The organism is uncultured Pseudokineococcus sp. (genome assembly GCF_947499845.1).
Lineage (GTDB): Bacteria > Actinomycetota > Actinomycetes > Actinomycetales > Quadrisphaeraceae > Pseudokineococcus.
This window is the reverse complement of the sequence record NZ_CANMPM010000011.1, coordinates 17865-30651: the sequence shown is the minus strand read 5'-3', so window position 1 is coordinate 30651 and position 12787 is coordinate 17865. Positions and strand designations below refer to the sequence as shown.

Here is a 12787-nt window from a genome sequence, read left to right as displayed (position 1 = left end):
CGTCCGGGGGGCGCTGGCGCGCCGGCGGGGTGGAGCGCGCCGCGGGTGGTCAGGCGGCGCGTCCCGACGGCCGACGGAGCACGAGACATCCTCGACGACAGGAGCACCCGTGTTCGGCAGGTCCACCACCCCCGCCCCCCGCCTCCGCGAGGAGGTGGAGGCCTACCAGGCCGACGTCGCCGCGCTGATCGACGTCGTGCGCGCCGTCACCGAGGCCCGGAGCCCGCACGAGGCCGTGCAGGCCGCCCTGGACGCGGTGCGGGAGCGCTTCGGCTGGGCCTACGCCTCCTACTGGGCGCTCGACCGGGCCGGCGGCGTCCTGCGCTTCGCCCAGGAGTCCGGTGACGCCGGCGCGGAGTTCCGCCAGGTCACCCGTGACGCCACCTTCGCCGAGGGCGTGGGCCTGTCGGGGAGGGCGTGGCGCCGCCGCGAGCTCGTGTTCGTCGCCGACCTCGCCGAGCTCAGCGACTGCGTGCGCGCCGGCGCGGCCGGACGGGCCGGGGTCCGCAGCGGCATCTGCTTCCCCGTCGTCGAGGGCGGCGAGGTCGTCGGCACGATGGACTTCTTCAGCACCGACGTCCTCACCCCGTGCGAGGGCCGCCTCGCCGTCCTTCGCTCGGTCGCCCTGCTGGTCTCCGGAGCCCTGGCCCGCCTGCACGAGGCCGTCCGGCAGGAGAAGGCCGCCCAGGACGTCGACGCCGTCTCCACCGTCCTGCGCGAGCTCACCACGGCGACCAGCGAGGACCAGGCCCTGCGGGTGGCGCTCGACACCATCCGCCGCGACTTCGACTGGCAGTACGGCTCCTTCTGGCGCCTCGACGAGAGCGCGCAGGTCCTGCGCTTCGCCACCGAGTCCGGCGACGCCGGCGCCGAGTTCCGCCGCGTCACCCTCGAGGCCTCCTTCGCCCGCGGCGTCGGCCTGTCCGGGCGCGCCTGGGAGCGCGGCGACCTCGTCTTCGTCGAGGACCTCGGCGACCTCACCGACTGCGTGCGCGCCCCCGCCGCCCAGCGCGCCGGCGTGAAGTCGGGGGTCTGCCTGCCCATCACCGTCGGCGGGCGCCTCATCGGCACGATGGACTTCTTCGCCACCCGCACCCTGCTGATGGCCGACAGCCGGATGAGCGCCCTGCGCAACACCGCCTTCCTCGTCGGCCAGGCCCTCGAGCGCTTCGCCGCCGAGGACCGCCTCCAGACCGCGGGCGAGGAGCTGCTCACCTCCATCAGCGAGGTCGAGCGAGGCGTCCTGTCGGCGACCGACGTCGCCTCCCGCTCCGGGGCGCTGACCGACAGCGCCAACGAGCAGGTCGAGGCCCTCGGCCGGGCCAGCGCCGAGATCCACGACGTCGTCGCGACCATCGCCGCGATCGCCGCCCAGACCAAGCTGCTGGCCCTCAACGCCACGATCGAGGCCGCCCGCGCCGGGCAGGCCGGCCGGGGCTTCGCCGTCGTCGCCGGCGAGGTCAAGGGCCTGTCCGGGGAGACCGAGCAGGCCACGCGCGAGGTCGACGCCCGCGTCCAGTCCATCCAGGCCCGCGTCGACGACGTCACGATCTCGCTGTCGCAGATCAGCGCCGCGGTCGCCGAGATCAACGACGTCCAGACCATGATCGGCGGCGTCCTGACCGAGCAGCTCGCCGTGACCCGCGCGATCCTCGGGTGAGCGGCTCGGACGACGGCGCCGGCGGCGCCGGCCCGACGCCCGGTCGTCCGACCCGACCGGTCCCCGCGCCCCGCGGCCCCTCCGACCGGGCAGCCGCAGCACCGGCGACCTGGGCGCGCCTGGCCGCCGGGAACGCCCGCTGGGCCGCAGGTGGCAGCGACGCCGGCCCCGCCCGGTCGCCGCGCAGCTGGACGCGGCTGGTCCACGCCCAGTCCCCCGTGGCCGCCGTCCTCGCCTGCTCCGACTCCCGGGTGCCCGTCGAGCTCGTCCTCGACCAGGGCCCCGGGGACCTCTTCGTCGTCCGCACCGCCGGGCACGCGCTCGACACGACCGTCCTGGCGTCCCTGGACTACGCCGTGAGCCAGCTCCACGTGCCCCTGCTCGTCGTCATGGGCCACCACGGCTGCGGCGCCCTCGCCGCCGCCACCGCCGTCCTGGAGGGCGCACCGGCCCCCGGCGGCCACCTCGGCGACCTCGTCGCCGCGCTCGTCCCGGCCGTCGACCGCGCCCGGCTCGACGGCATGAGCCACCCCCACCAGGTCAGCGCCCACCACGCGGCGAGCACGGCGGACCTCCTGCTGCGCAGGTCGCCCGTCATCCACGCCGCCCACGACAGCGGGACCACCGACGTCGTCGCGATCACCTACGCCCTCGCCGACGGGCGGACCACGCCGGCGAGGGCGTGCGCGCCCGGCGGGGACCTCGGCGCGCCCGTCCTCCCAGCACGGAGCAGAGCTCAAGGACGCGGCGAGGGACGCCGATGGCGCCCGGGTGAGGTGTGGGGTGGAGGCGCTCACCGGTCCTGACGCGGGCGCAGGCACCTGGGGGCCGGTCGCACGGCCCGACCGGGGAGTCGTCGCGGGCGGGTCGGCCGCCGTGGGTGAGCGAGCCGCACGACGGACCGCCACCGGTCGGTCGAGCGGCGCCGGTGCCGCCCGGAGGTGGAGCTGGTCGCAGGCGTGGGCTCGGACGCACGAGGTCGCGATCCCCAGGGCGATCGCTGCGTCGATGGGCATCTTCTACTCGGCCGGTGGTCTGGCGGTGGCGGCCGTCGCACTGCTGGGCGCCCCGTGGGGCGTCCTCGGTGGTGGGCCGACGAGCGAGGGGTCGGCGGACAGCGGGTCAGGCCGCTGGCTCCTGCTGGCGGTGGCGCTCGTCGCGGTCTGCGTGGGTGGCGCCGTCACCGCGTGGCGTGACCGGCTCACCCACCGGTGGGCGCACGTGCTGGCCACCGGCGGGACAGGCCTCATCACCACCGCGGTGCTCGCGGCCCCGAGCCCCGGGTCAGCGCTGGTGCTCGCGGCGCTCTACGGGTTCGTCGTGATCGAGAGCGTCGCGGTCTTCTCCCCCCGCTACTCCACGCCCCAGGTGCTGGGCAGCGTGCTGGCCGCCGCCGCCGGCCTGTCCAGCCGGCAGGGCGTCGCGCTCGGTGAGGTGCTGGTGGTGGTGGTCGCGTTGCTGGCCACCGCCGCCGTGGTGGGCGTCCTGGCCCGCGAGGCCTCCGACGCGCGGGTGGACGACCTGACCGGGCTGCCCAACCGGCGCGGGCTCGACGAGGCGTTCGAGGTCGCCGCCGCCGCTGCCGCGCGCGCCGGGCTCCCGCTGGCGGTCGGGCTGCTGGACCTGGACGGCTTCGGGTCGGTCAACGACGAGCTGGGCCACGAGGCCGGGGACCGGCTGCTGCGGGAGACCGCACGGGCATGGCGCGCCGCCCTGCCGGCCGACGTCACCCTGGCCCGCCTGGGCGGTGACGAGTTCGCGGTCCTGCTGCCCGGCCGCAGCGCCGCCGACGCCGCCGCCCTGCTCGGTGACCTGTGCGCCGACGCGCGGCGCCCCGCCTCCGCCGGCGTGGCCGACACGACGCCCGAGGAGTCCAGGACCGACGCGCTGCGCCGCGCCGACAACGCGATGTACCACGTCAAGGCCACCGGCCGGGGCCGGTGCGCGATCGCCGGGCGCGACCTGCCCGACCCCCACGGAAGCGCTGTCCTGCTCTCCGACCTGGCGTCCGCGCTGCGCAGCGACGGGCTGGACGTCGTCTACCAACCCATCCGCGCCACCCCGGCGACGACCGGCTTCACCGCCGCGCAAGTCCCGCTCGTGGGCGCCGAGGCCCTCGTCCGCTGGACCCACCCCGTCCACGGCACGATCGGCCCGGACGTCTTCGTCCCCCTGGCCGAGCGCGCAGGCCTCATCGGCCAGCTCGGCCAGCACGTCCTGCGCCGCGCGTGCCAGGACTTCGCCGCCCTCCCCGACGCGGCCGCGCGCCGGTTGCGCGTCGGCGTCAACGTCTCCGGGCTCGAGCTGGCGGACCCCACCTACCCGGGCCGAGTCCACCAGGTGCTGCAGGACTCGGGCTGGCCCGCCGAGCTGCTCATCCTCGAGGTCACCGAGTCGGCCGTGGAGGCCGACTCCGCGGCAGCCCTGACCACGCTGCACGAGCTCACCCGCCTGGGGGTGGAGCTGGCCGTCGACGACTTCGGGACGGGGTTCTCCGCGCTCGGCCGCCTGGACGACATCGGCGCCCAGTACCTCAAGCTCGACGCCAGCCTCACCGCCACCGTGCACACGTCGCCCCGCAGGGCCCGGCTGGTGCGCGCCGCCGCGGCGATGGCCCGCTCCCTGGACATGACGCTGGTCGCCGAGGGCGTCGAGACCATCGAGCAGGCCCACGTCCTGGCCGCCCTGGGATGCCCCCTCCTGCAGGGCTACCACCTCGGCCGCCCGGGACCGCTCGAGTCCCTCGCCCGGCGCATCGACGCCGAAGCCACCCACCCCCTGCACACGCCCCTGCCGCTCCTGGGACCACCACCGGCCCCGGCCCCCCGGCCGCGCACGCCCGGCCGGGCACGACCCGAGCCCCTCGCCACCCCCGCGCCAGCCCCGCCCGGGCGCTGAGAGCCCCGAGCGCCGTCCTGGCCGGACAGCCCGCCGTCACCCGCGGTCCGCGGGTGACCTCCCGGCCGGCCACCCCGAACCCGGCCCGCCGTGACGGGAGCCGCTGCGCCGCAGCGGCTCCCGTCACGGTGCACCCGAGCCCTCACCGACCGTGTTGTCGGCGTCGGTCGCGCTCACTAACGTGAGCCGCGATCCGGCGCTCCCAAGACCCCGCTGCGCCTGCCGATGTCCCGCACCGCTCACCGCGGAAGACCGGGTTCGCACCCCCCTTCGACAGGAGCTGCCATGCGCATCCCCCTCCGCCCACGCGCCCGCGTCGGCCTCGCCGCCGCCTCGGCCCTCGTGGTCGCCGCCGGCCTCACCGCCTGCGGTGCCGGCTCGCGCACCGGGGCCGAGACCGCCGCCCAGGTGGACTGCCCGGTCGAGGTCGACTCGCCGACCACCGTAAACGTCCTGGCCTACAACTCCTCGGCCATCGACCCGTACACGAACGCGATGGTCCGCAGCTGCACCGAGGGCGACCTCACCGTGGCGCACGAGCCCATCGACTTCGCCGGCCAGACGCAGCGCACGACGGCGACCCTGGCGGGCGAGGAGGGCACGTACGACGTCCTCGAGACCTACGGGTACATCATCCCGCAGCTCGCCGCGGACGAGTCGCTCGTCCCCCTCGACGACCTCGTCGACACCTACGGCGAGCAGTACGACCTCGGTGCCCTCAACGAGGGCATGCGCGAGGCGATGAGCTACGACGGCTCGCTGTACGCCATCCCCATGCAGGCGCAGATGTTCCTCATGGCCTACCGCCAGGACGTCTTCGACGACCTCGGCCTCGAGCCGCCGACGACCTTCGAGGAGCTCCGCCAGGTCTCGCAGGCCATCCAGGACGCGGGCGACTTCGAGTACCCGCTCGCCCTGCCGTGGCTGGCCAGCGGCGACATCACCACCGCCTACGACGCCGCCCTGGGCTCCCTCGGCGTCGACTACGTCGACCCCGAGACCATGACGCCGAACTTCGACACCCCCGAGGCCGCCCAGGCCCTCGAGGAGATGCAGTCGCTGGTGCCGTTCATGGACCCGCAGGTGACGACGTTCGACCAGCCCGCCGTGCAGCAGCAGATGTACAACGGCGACGCCGCCATCGCCATCATGTTCTCGGGCCGCATGAGCGACCTGGCCGACGAGGACAACACGCAGTACGCGGCCGACTTCGGCTTCGCCCCGCCGCCCTCGGTGGAGGCGGACGGCCCGCAGTTCAGCGCGCTGTCGGTCGACGGCTGGTCGATCCCGGCCAACTCCGCGGTCGACGACGACGTCCTCTTCCAGGTCATCGCCACGTCGGTGTCCGAGGACGCCTCCGAGGCCTCGCTGCCGGCGGCCTACCCGGCTCGCGACGGCGTCGCCGACAGCTCGGACTCGCCGATCATCGAGGCGGCCAGCGAGGCCATCGACAACGCCCCGCCGGCCGAGCCCTTCCCGTGGACCGCGCCCATCTCCAACGAGACGCGGCCCGTCATCGCCGAGGTCGTCCTCGGGCAGACCTCCGTCGAGGACGCGACGGCGCGCATGCAGCAGATCGCCACGGACGTCCTGGCGCAGTACTCCTGAGCCCTCCGCGGGGGCCGGGCCGGCAGCGACCGGTCCGGCCCCCGTGGTGAGCCCGGAGGCGGTGCCCGCACCGCCTCCTCCGCGTCGCGGCACCACCCGCCGGCGCCGCGCCCTCCCTCCCGAGCCGCACCTCCGGGCTCTCCTCCCGGGCTCCCCTCCCGGGCCGGCGTCACGGCCCCGAGCCCCTTCCGTCGCCCAGGAGCCGCTGTGCGCAGACGTGACTACGCCCTGCTCGTGAGCCCGAGCGTCCTCGTGATGTTCGCGCTGCTCGTCGTCCCGCTGTACCGGACGATCGAGTGGAGCTTCCAGCGGGTGCGCTACGGCCAGCCGGGCACCTTCGTCGGCCTGGACAACTACCGCGAGGCCTTCTCCGACCCGCGGTTCCTCTCCGCCGTGTCCTTCACCGTCGTCATCACCCTGACGACCGTGACGGTGCTCGTGCTCGGCGGCTACGTCCTCGCCGTCCTCGTCAACCGCCTGGGGCGCCGCACCCGGCCCTTCGTGCTCGGGCTGCTGCTCGTCCCGTACGTCGTGCCCGGGCTCGTCGGCGGCACGATGTTCTCCTGGCTGTTCAACGACAACTTCGGCGGCATCGTCAACCAGCTGATCCGCGCGCTGGGCCTGCCGCAGGTGCTGTGGTTCACCGAGACGTGGGCCAACCGCGGACTCGTCGGGGCCTCGGTGGTCTGGTTCCTGCTGCCCTTCGCGATGCTCGTCATGCTCGCGGGCCTGCAGGGGGTGCCGACGGAGCTGCTCGAGTCGGCGCGCATGGACGGCGCCGGCACGCTCCGCACCCACTGGAGCGTCATCGCCCCGAGCATCCGCGGGGTCATCGGCTTCGTCGCCCTGATCTGCATCATGGACGTGCTCCGCCTCTTCGACCAGCTCATCCCGCTGTCGCCGCAGGCCGTGCAGATCGGCAACGAGTCGCTCGTGCTCTACATCTACAACCAGGCCTTCCTCGACGGCGGCCAGCGCCTCGGGCTCGGCAGCGCGATGAACGTCCTGCTCATCGTCCTCATCGTCATCATGCTGCTGCCCTTCATCCGCGACACCGCACGAGAGGGGCGCAACGCGTGAGCGACCAGAGCACCGTCGACCCGGAGGCCGCCGAGCGGCCCACGACGACCCGCGGCGCGGACGCCGGGCGGGGCGAGCTGTACCGCCGGCCCCGCGGGCCGCGCACCTCGCGCATCGGGGGCGTCGTCGCCGGCGTCGTCCTCGCCGTCGTGTGCGTCGTCATGCTGAGCCCGGTGCTGTGGACGGCCTTCTCGGTCATCAAGCCGACGAGCGTGGCGTTCCTCAACCCGCCGACCTTCACCTTCACCCCGACGTTCGACGCCTTCGTCAACCTCTGGCAGACGACGAACTTCTACCAGTACCTCATCAACACGGCCTTCGTCGCCGTCATCTCGACGGCCATCGCCCTCGTCATCGGGCTCCCGGCCGCCTACGCCCTCTCCCGCTCCCCCAGCTGGGTGTCGGTGGCCCTCCTCGTGGCGGCGCTCGTCTTCCGCGCCCTCCCGCGCACCGCCGTCGTGCTGCCGATGTACGAGATCGCGCGGACGCTCGGCATCTACGACACGCGGATCGCCCTGGCGCTAGCGCTCGTCGCCATCAACCAGCCCTTCTCCATCTGGCTGCTGCGCAACTTCTTCGCGGCCATCCCCAAGGAGATCGACGAGGCGGCCATGATCGACGGCTGCACGCGGCTCTCCCTGCTGCGCCGGGTGATCATCCCGCTCATGGGGCCGGGCATCATCACGGCGGCGCTCTTCATGTTCCTCTTCGCCTTCCAGGAGTACCTGACGGCGGTCGTGCTCACCGACGTCAACAGCGCCACCGTCCCGGTCTTCATCGCGACCCAGCTCGGCCAGACGCTGCCGCTGCTCCAGCAAGCCGGCGCGGCCTCGCTGCTGCTGACGCTGCCCGTGTTCGTCTTCGCCTTCATCGCCCAGCGCTACCTCATCGCCGGGCTGAACGCGGGGTCGGTCAAGGGCTGAGGCCGGGCCGCTCGACGTCCGGCACGGCCGGACGTCCGGCGGCCAGATGTCGGGCGGGCCGGGCATCAGGCCAGGCGCGCGACGGCCCCCAGCTGCTCGGCCACGGCGGCCGCCTCGGACGTGGCGCCCGCCATGGCCTGCTGGGCCTGCGCGGTCGCGGCGGACTGCTCGTCGACGGCCGCCGCGATGGTCGCCTGCGCGGCCACGACGCCACCGACGACGCCCTGGATGCCCTCGAGCGTCCGGGCCGCCGCCGCGACGTCGCCGCGGACCGTCTCGACCACGGCGCTGATGCTCTCGGTGGCGCGCGAGGTCTCCTGCGCCAGCTCCTTCACCTCGCCCGCGACGACGGCGAAGCCGCGCCCGGCGGACCCGGCGCGGGCGGCCTCGATGGTCGCGTTGAGGGCGAGGAGGTTCGTCTGGCCGGCGATGGCGCCGATCGCCGTCGCCATCTGGTCGATCTGGCCGATGGTCGCGGTGAGCCGAGCGACCGCGGCCGCGCTCTCGCGCGCCTCCTCGTCCGCGCGGCGCGCGGTGGTCGTGGCGCTCGACGCGGCGCGGCTGATCTCGTCGATGGCCTGGTGGAGCCCGCCCATGACGGTCCCGGCGACGGCGACGTCCTGGCTGAGGCGCGAGCTGCCCTCCTGCAGCGCGACGAGACGGCCCCGCAGCGCCTCCGCCCGCTCGTGGCGGGCCCGCAGCGCCTCGGCCTCCTGCTCGGCCGCGCGCAGGCGCTCCTCGCCGAGCTGGGCGTGCACGGCCGCCTCGGAGCGGTGGCGCTCCGCGGCGCGCTCGGCCTCGGCGCGCCGGGCCGCCTCGGCGGCCTCGGTGTACTTCCAGCCGTAGGCGAGGAAGACGCCCTCGGCGAGGATGAAGACGGCGTGGAGGAGCACGAAGCGCACCGGGTGCTCGAGGGCCGCCGGGGTGGTGAAGACGGCCGTGGGCATCCAGACGCCCATGACCGCGTGGTGGACGGCGACGAAGACCACGGCGAGCACGAAGGGCACCCACTGCTGGTACAGCGCCACGGCGGCCAGGAGCACGTAGAACCAGATGTGGAGGTCGGTGAGGCCGCCGCCCACGTGGACGAGCACGCCGGCGCAGACCATGAGGCCGAGCCCGACGGCCCCGGCGCGGACGGGCTGGCGCCGGTCGGCCCGCGCCAGGGCGGCGAGCGCGAGGACGGCGACGAGCTGCACGACGACGACGACCGCGCCGGTGGTGATCCCGCCCATCCCGCCGTCGTGGTGCCCGGCTCCTCCGTGCGCCGACCGCAGGTGCCACACCGCCAGCACCGCGAGGACGGGCACGTGCGCGACGAGCAGCCACCACAGCATCGCGTGCCGGGCGGCGAAGGCGCTGTCGTCGAGGGCGCCCCCGCGGGGGAGGAACCCCAGCACGCCGGCGCGGCGGTCGGGAGCGGTCTCGGGCATGCCCTTCCTGTCGGCCGGTACCCGGGCGATCCTGAGCCGCTCCGCGGGTCGGGTCGGCGCCCGCGCCGCAGCGCTCCCGGGCGGCGGGCGCCTCCCGTCCGCGGCGGGGGCGAGGCCGGCGGTCAGCGCGCGGGCGCCCGCCCCGGCGTCGCCGCCGCGACCCCGTCCACCAGTGCCGCGGCGAAGGCCGCACCCTCGCGGGTCGCCCCGCCGGAAACGTACGACGCGTGCCCGCCGGGCAGGGCCGGCTCGTAGCGGCCGCAGACGTCGTCGAGGGTGGCGCAGTAGTCGCGCGAGCGGCCCTCCAGCTCGGGCACGAGCTCGTCGAGCGACAGGCCGAGGCTCCCCAGCGGGTTGCCGAAGACGACCACCGCGGCGACGCGGTCGGCGTCCGCGGCGGGCACGGCCCGGCCACCCTGGCGGCCGGACGCCCGCGCCGCCGCGAGGCTGACGACGGCGGCGCCGAGCGACATGCCGCTGACGACGAACCTGGTGCCGGGGCACTCGTCGATCCGGCGCTCGACGTGGGCGGCGAGGTCGGCGGCGCCCTGCTCGACGCTCTCTCGGGTCTGCTCCGCGCTGTAGGCGACGGCACGGGTCGTCGTCGTGCGCCCGGGCAGGGCGGCCGCCAGCTCCCGAGCGAAGGAGCGGCCGACGACGCCGAGGCCCGGCGCCTCGCCCGTCCCGCGGGCGACGACGACCTCGACGTCGGCGCAGGCGGACGGGGCGGCGGCGGCGGGGCGGGCGCCGACGCCTCCGGTGGCGAGCAGGCTCGCGGCCAGGGCGGCGGCCGCCACGAGGGCCGTGCGGCGCGAGCGCACGACGACGGGCGGTCGGGAGGCGGCGGGAGGATGAAGCACCAGGACCTCGGAGGGGTGTCGACCACGAGGGCACCAAGCGGCGCCGATCGGACGATACGGCGCGGACCGGACGCGCGCTTGATCTTCATGGGCGCGGTCGCGACGGTGACACGGGCAGCGCCTCCGCCTCACCGAGCGCCGGACGGTGTCGCTGAGCGCCCCGGGTCGACCGGCGCCGTGGATGCGCGGCGTCAGGGACGGCGTCGGCGGCACCGCCTGCGCGCTCGAGCCACCACCAGGCTGGTGAGCGGGCTCACCACTCCTCGTCTCCCGTGCGGCGGGCTCGCACTGCTCCACATGCCGGGCGTCGGCCGGGACCGCCTCCGGGCGGGTCGAACGGGACGCAGCCCGCTGAGCAGTGCGCCTGCGGCGGCGTGCCCTGCGTCGTCGCCGGTTGGGGGTCGGCGGGCTCAGGTGGTCGTCGCAACGGCGGGGGAGGCGGCCGTCCTCGCCGTCGCGCGGTCTGAAGAGGGCGGGCCGAGGGTGGCTGAGGTTGTCTCTGGTGGTGTGTCGTATCGGCGGTGCCAGTTCCGACCAGTGGGTGACGGGCCCGCTGGGGGCCCGCGGATGGAGGCAGTGATGAAGTTCCTGGTGCTGGTCTACGGCAACGAGCAGGTCTGGGGAGACCCCGAGGTCGACGTCGCGGCGCTGATCACCGAGGTCGACGCCTTCAACGCCGCGCTGCGGGAGTCCGGCGAGATGGTGGCGGTCGAGGGCTTGATCCCGTCCCCGCACGCGGTCCGAGCCCGGGGTGGGGCGCCGGTCGTCAGCGACGGGCCCTACCTGGAGGCGAAGGAGCACGTCGGGTCCTTCTTCCTCCTCGACGTCGCCGACGAGGAGCGCGCGCTGGCCATCGCCCGCTCCTACCCGCCGCTGCGCCACCCCTCGGCTCACGGCGGCGGGCTCGAGGTCTGGCCGCTGATGACCCACGGTGACGCGCCCGCGTGAACCTGTCCGGCCAGCCGGGGCACGACCAGCGCGTCGAGGACCTGCTGCGGGAGCTGACCCCGCAGGTCCTCGGCGCGCTGGTGCGCCGCCACGGCGACCTCCCCCGGTGCGAGGACGCGGTGCAGGAGGCGCTGCTCGCCGCGCACACGGCGTGGGTGGCCGACGGGGTCCCGGGCTCACCGAGGGGGTGGCTGGTCACGGTCGCGACGCGGCGGCTGATCGACGCCCTTCGCGCCGACGCCGCACGTGAGCGTCGAGAGCTCGCGCTCTCCCAGCAGGTGCGACTGTTCGCGCCTGCCGCCGACGAAGAACCGCAGCAGGGCGACGACTCCCTCGCGCTGCTGTTCTTGTGCTGCCACCCCGCTCTGACACCGGCGTCGCAGCTGGTCCTGACCTTGCGCGCCGTCGGAGGCTTGACGACCGCGGAGATCGCCGCGGCGCTGCTGCTGCCGGAGACCACGGTCGCCCGCCGTATCACCCGGGCGAAGGCGACGGTGCGAGAGGCCGGCGCCCGGTTCGCCGTACCGTCCGGGCCCGAGCTCATCGCGCGTCTGGACGTGGTGCACCAGGTGCTCTACCTCGTCTTCACCGAGGGGCACGCCGCTGCGGCCGGGCCCGAGCTGAACCGCCCGAACCTGTGCGCGGAAGCAGTCAGGCTGGCCCGGCTGCTGCACGGGTCGTTGCCTTCCTCGAGCGAGACCACCGGTCTGCTGGCGCTGATGCTGCTCGTCGACAGTCGTCGGGCCACCCGCCAGGACGACGACGGTGCGCTCGTGCCTCTCGCCGAGCAGGACCGCGACCGGTGGGACCACGCCGCCATCACCGAGGGCGCGCGGCTCACCGAGGCCGCGCTGCGCACCGGACCGGTCGGTCCCTACCAGCTGCAGGCGGCCGTGGCCGCCGTCCACGCCCTAGCGCCGTCGGCTGAGGACACCGACTGGGCCGAGATCGTCGGCCTCTTCGACGTGCTGCAGCGGCTGGCGCCCAGCCCTGTGGTCGACCTCAACCGTGCCGTCGCCCTCGGCATGCGCGACGGCCCCCGAGCGGGCCTGGCCGCGCTCGACGACCTCGACGCAGGACCGCTCGCCACCGGCCACCGGCTGCCCGCCGTCCGCGCCTACCTGCTCGAACGAGCCGGCGACACCGCCGCCGCCGCCCTCAGCTACCGGCAGGCAGCCGCCCGAGCCACCAACCTCGCCGAGCAGAAGCACCTCGCCCTACGCGCTCGACGCGCCGAGCAACATCTCCGGTAAGCGATCGACAGCGGGACGCTGTCCGGCCAACGATCCCTTGTGGGGCCGCGACGGCCGGCTCGCTGGGAGTCGGCGGCGTCGGAGAAGAGGCGGCAGTCGGTCAGCTTGACCGGCTGCACTCGAT

General features: G+C 75.1%; 10 protein-coding genes. 8 read left to right on the top strand and 2 right to left on the bottom strand.

What is annotated here, in order from left to right; genetic code table 11:
• Positions 1–109: 109 nt before the first annotated feature.
• From Q0789_RS11385 to Q0789_RS11360, 6 genes are all read left to right on the top strand, one after another.
• Positions 110–1660, top strand: coding sequence for a GAF domain-containing protein (locus tag Q0789_RS11385; RefSeq protein WP_298805242.1), 1551 nt, complete (start codon positions 110–112; stop codon positions 1658–1660).
• Positions 1657–2466: a carbonic anhydrase gene (locus Q0789_RS11380; protein WP_298805240.1), complete on the top strand. Its 810-nt coding sequence runs from the start codon at positions 1657–1659 to the stop codon at positions 2464–2466. The genes Q0789_RS11385 and Q0789_RS11380 overlap by 4 nt, the downstream gene beginning before the upstream one ends.
• 202 nt (positions 2467–2668) lie before the next feature.
• Positions 2669–4558 carry a bifunctional diguanylate cyclase/phosphodiesterase gene (locus tag Q0789_RS11375; RefSeq protein ID WP_298805238.1) on the top strand — a complete coding sequence of 630 codons (1890 nt, stop codon included), beginning with the start codon at positions 2669–2671 and terminating at the stop codon, positions 4556–4558.
• A gap of 285 nt (positions 4559–4843) precedes the next feature.
• Positions 4844–6166: an extracellular solute-binding protein gene (locus Q0789_RS11370; RefSeq protein WP_298805236.1), complete on the top strand. Its 1323-nt coding sequence runs from the start codon at positions 4844–4846 to the stop codon at positions 6164–6166.
• A gap of 207 nt (positions 6167–6373) precedes the next feature.
• On the top strand, positions 6374–7246 hold the full coding sequence (locus tag Q0789_RS11365) for a carbohydrate ABC transporter permease (RefSeq protein ID WP_298805234.1): 873 nt from the start codon (positions 6374–6376) through the stop codon (positions 7244–7246).
• Positions 7243–8169, top strand: a complete 927-nt coding sequence (locus tag Q0789_RS11360) for a carbohydrate ABC transporter permease (RefSeq protein ID WP_298805232.1) — start codon at positions 7243–7245, stop codon at positions 8167–8169. Before Q0789_RS11365 ends, Q0789_RS11360 begins: the two co-directional genes overlap by 4 nt.
• Before the next feature lie 65 nt (positions 8170–8234).
• Here Q0789_RS11360 and Q0789_RS11355 read toward each other — a convergent pair whose 3' ends face one another.
• Positions 8235–9602, bottom strand: coding sequence for a methyl-accepting chemotaxis protein (locus Q0789_RS11355; protein WP_298805230.1), 1368 nt, complete (start codon positions 9600–9602; stop codon positions 8235–8237).
• Positions 9603–9724: 122 nt separating this feature from the next.
• The gene (locus tag Q0789_RS11350; protein WP_298805227.1) at positions 9725–10462 is read right to left on the bottom strand and encodes a cutinase family protein; all 738 of its coding nucleotides are present in this window, start codon (positions 10460–10462) and stop codon (positions 9725–9727) included.
• A 579-nt stretch (positions 10463–11041) separates the two neighbouring features.
• On the opposite strand from Q0789_RS11350, the gene Q0789_RS11345 reads away from it, so the two are divergent.
• Positions 11042–11410, top strand: a complete 369-nt coding sequence (locus tag Q0789_RS11345) for a YciI family protein (RefSeq protein WP_298805225.1) — start codon at positions 11042–11044, stop codon at positions 11408–11410.
• Positions 11407–12663: a sigma-70 family RNA polymerase sigma factor gene (locus Q0789_RS11340; RefSeq protein WP_298805223.1), complete on the top strand. Its 1257-nt coding sequence runs from the start codon at positions 11407–11409 to the stop codon at positions 12661–12663. Before Q0789_RS11345 ends, Q0789_RS11340 begins: the two co-directional genes overlap by 4 nt.
• The last annotated feature ends 124 nt before the right edge of the window (positions 12664–12787 follow it).

What these genes read in the sequence shown, in the direction of transcription:
- Q0789_RS11375 (WP_298805238.1), top strand. Translation starts at nt 2,669, where the DNA reads ATGGGCATCTTCTACTCGGCCGGTGGTCTGGCGGTGGCGGCCGTCGCA.
- Q0789_RS11370 (WP_298805236.1), top strand. Translation starts at nt 4,844, where the DNA reads ATGCGCATCCCCCTCCGCCCACGCGCCCGCGTCGGCCTCGCCGCCGCC.
- Q0789_RS11355 (WP_298805230.1), bottom strand. Translation starts at nt 9,602, where the DNA reads ATGCCCGAGACCGCTCCCGACCGCCGCGCCGGCGTGCTGGGGTTCCTC.
- Q0789_RS11345 (WP_298805225.1), top strand. Translation starts at nt 11,042, where the DNA reads ATGAAGTTCCTGGTGCTGGTCTACGGCAACGAGCAGGTCTGGGGAGAC.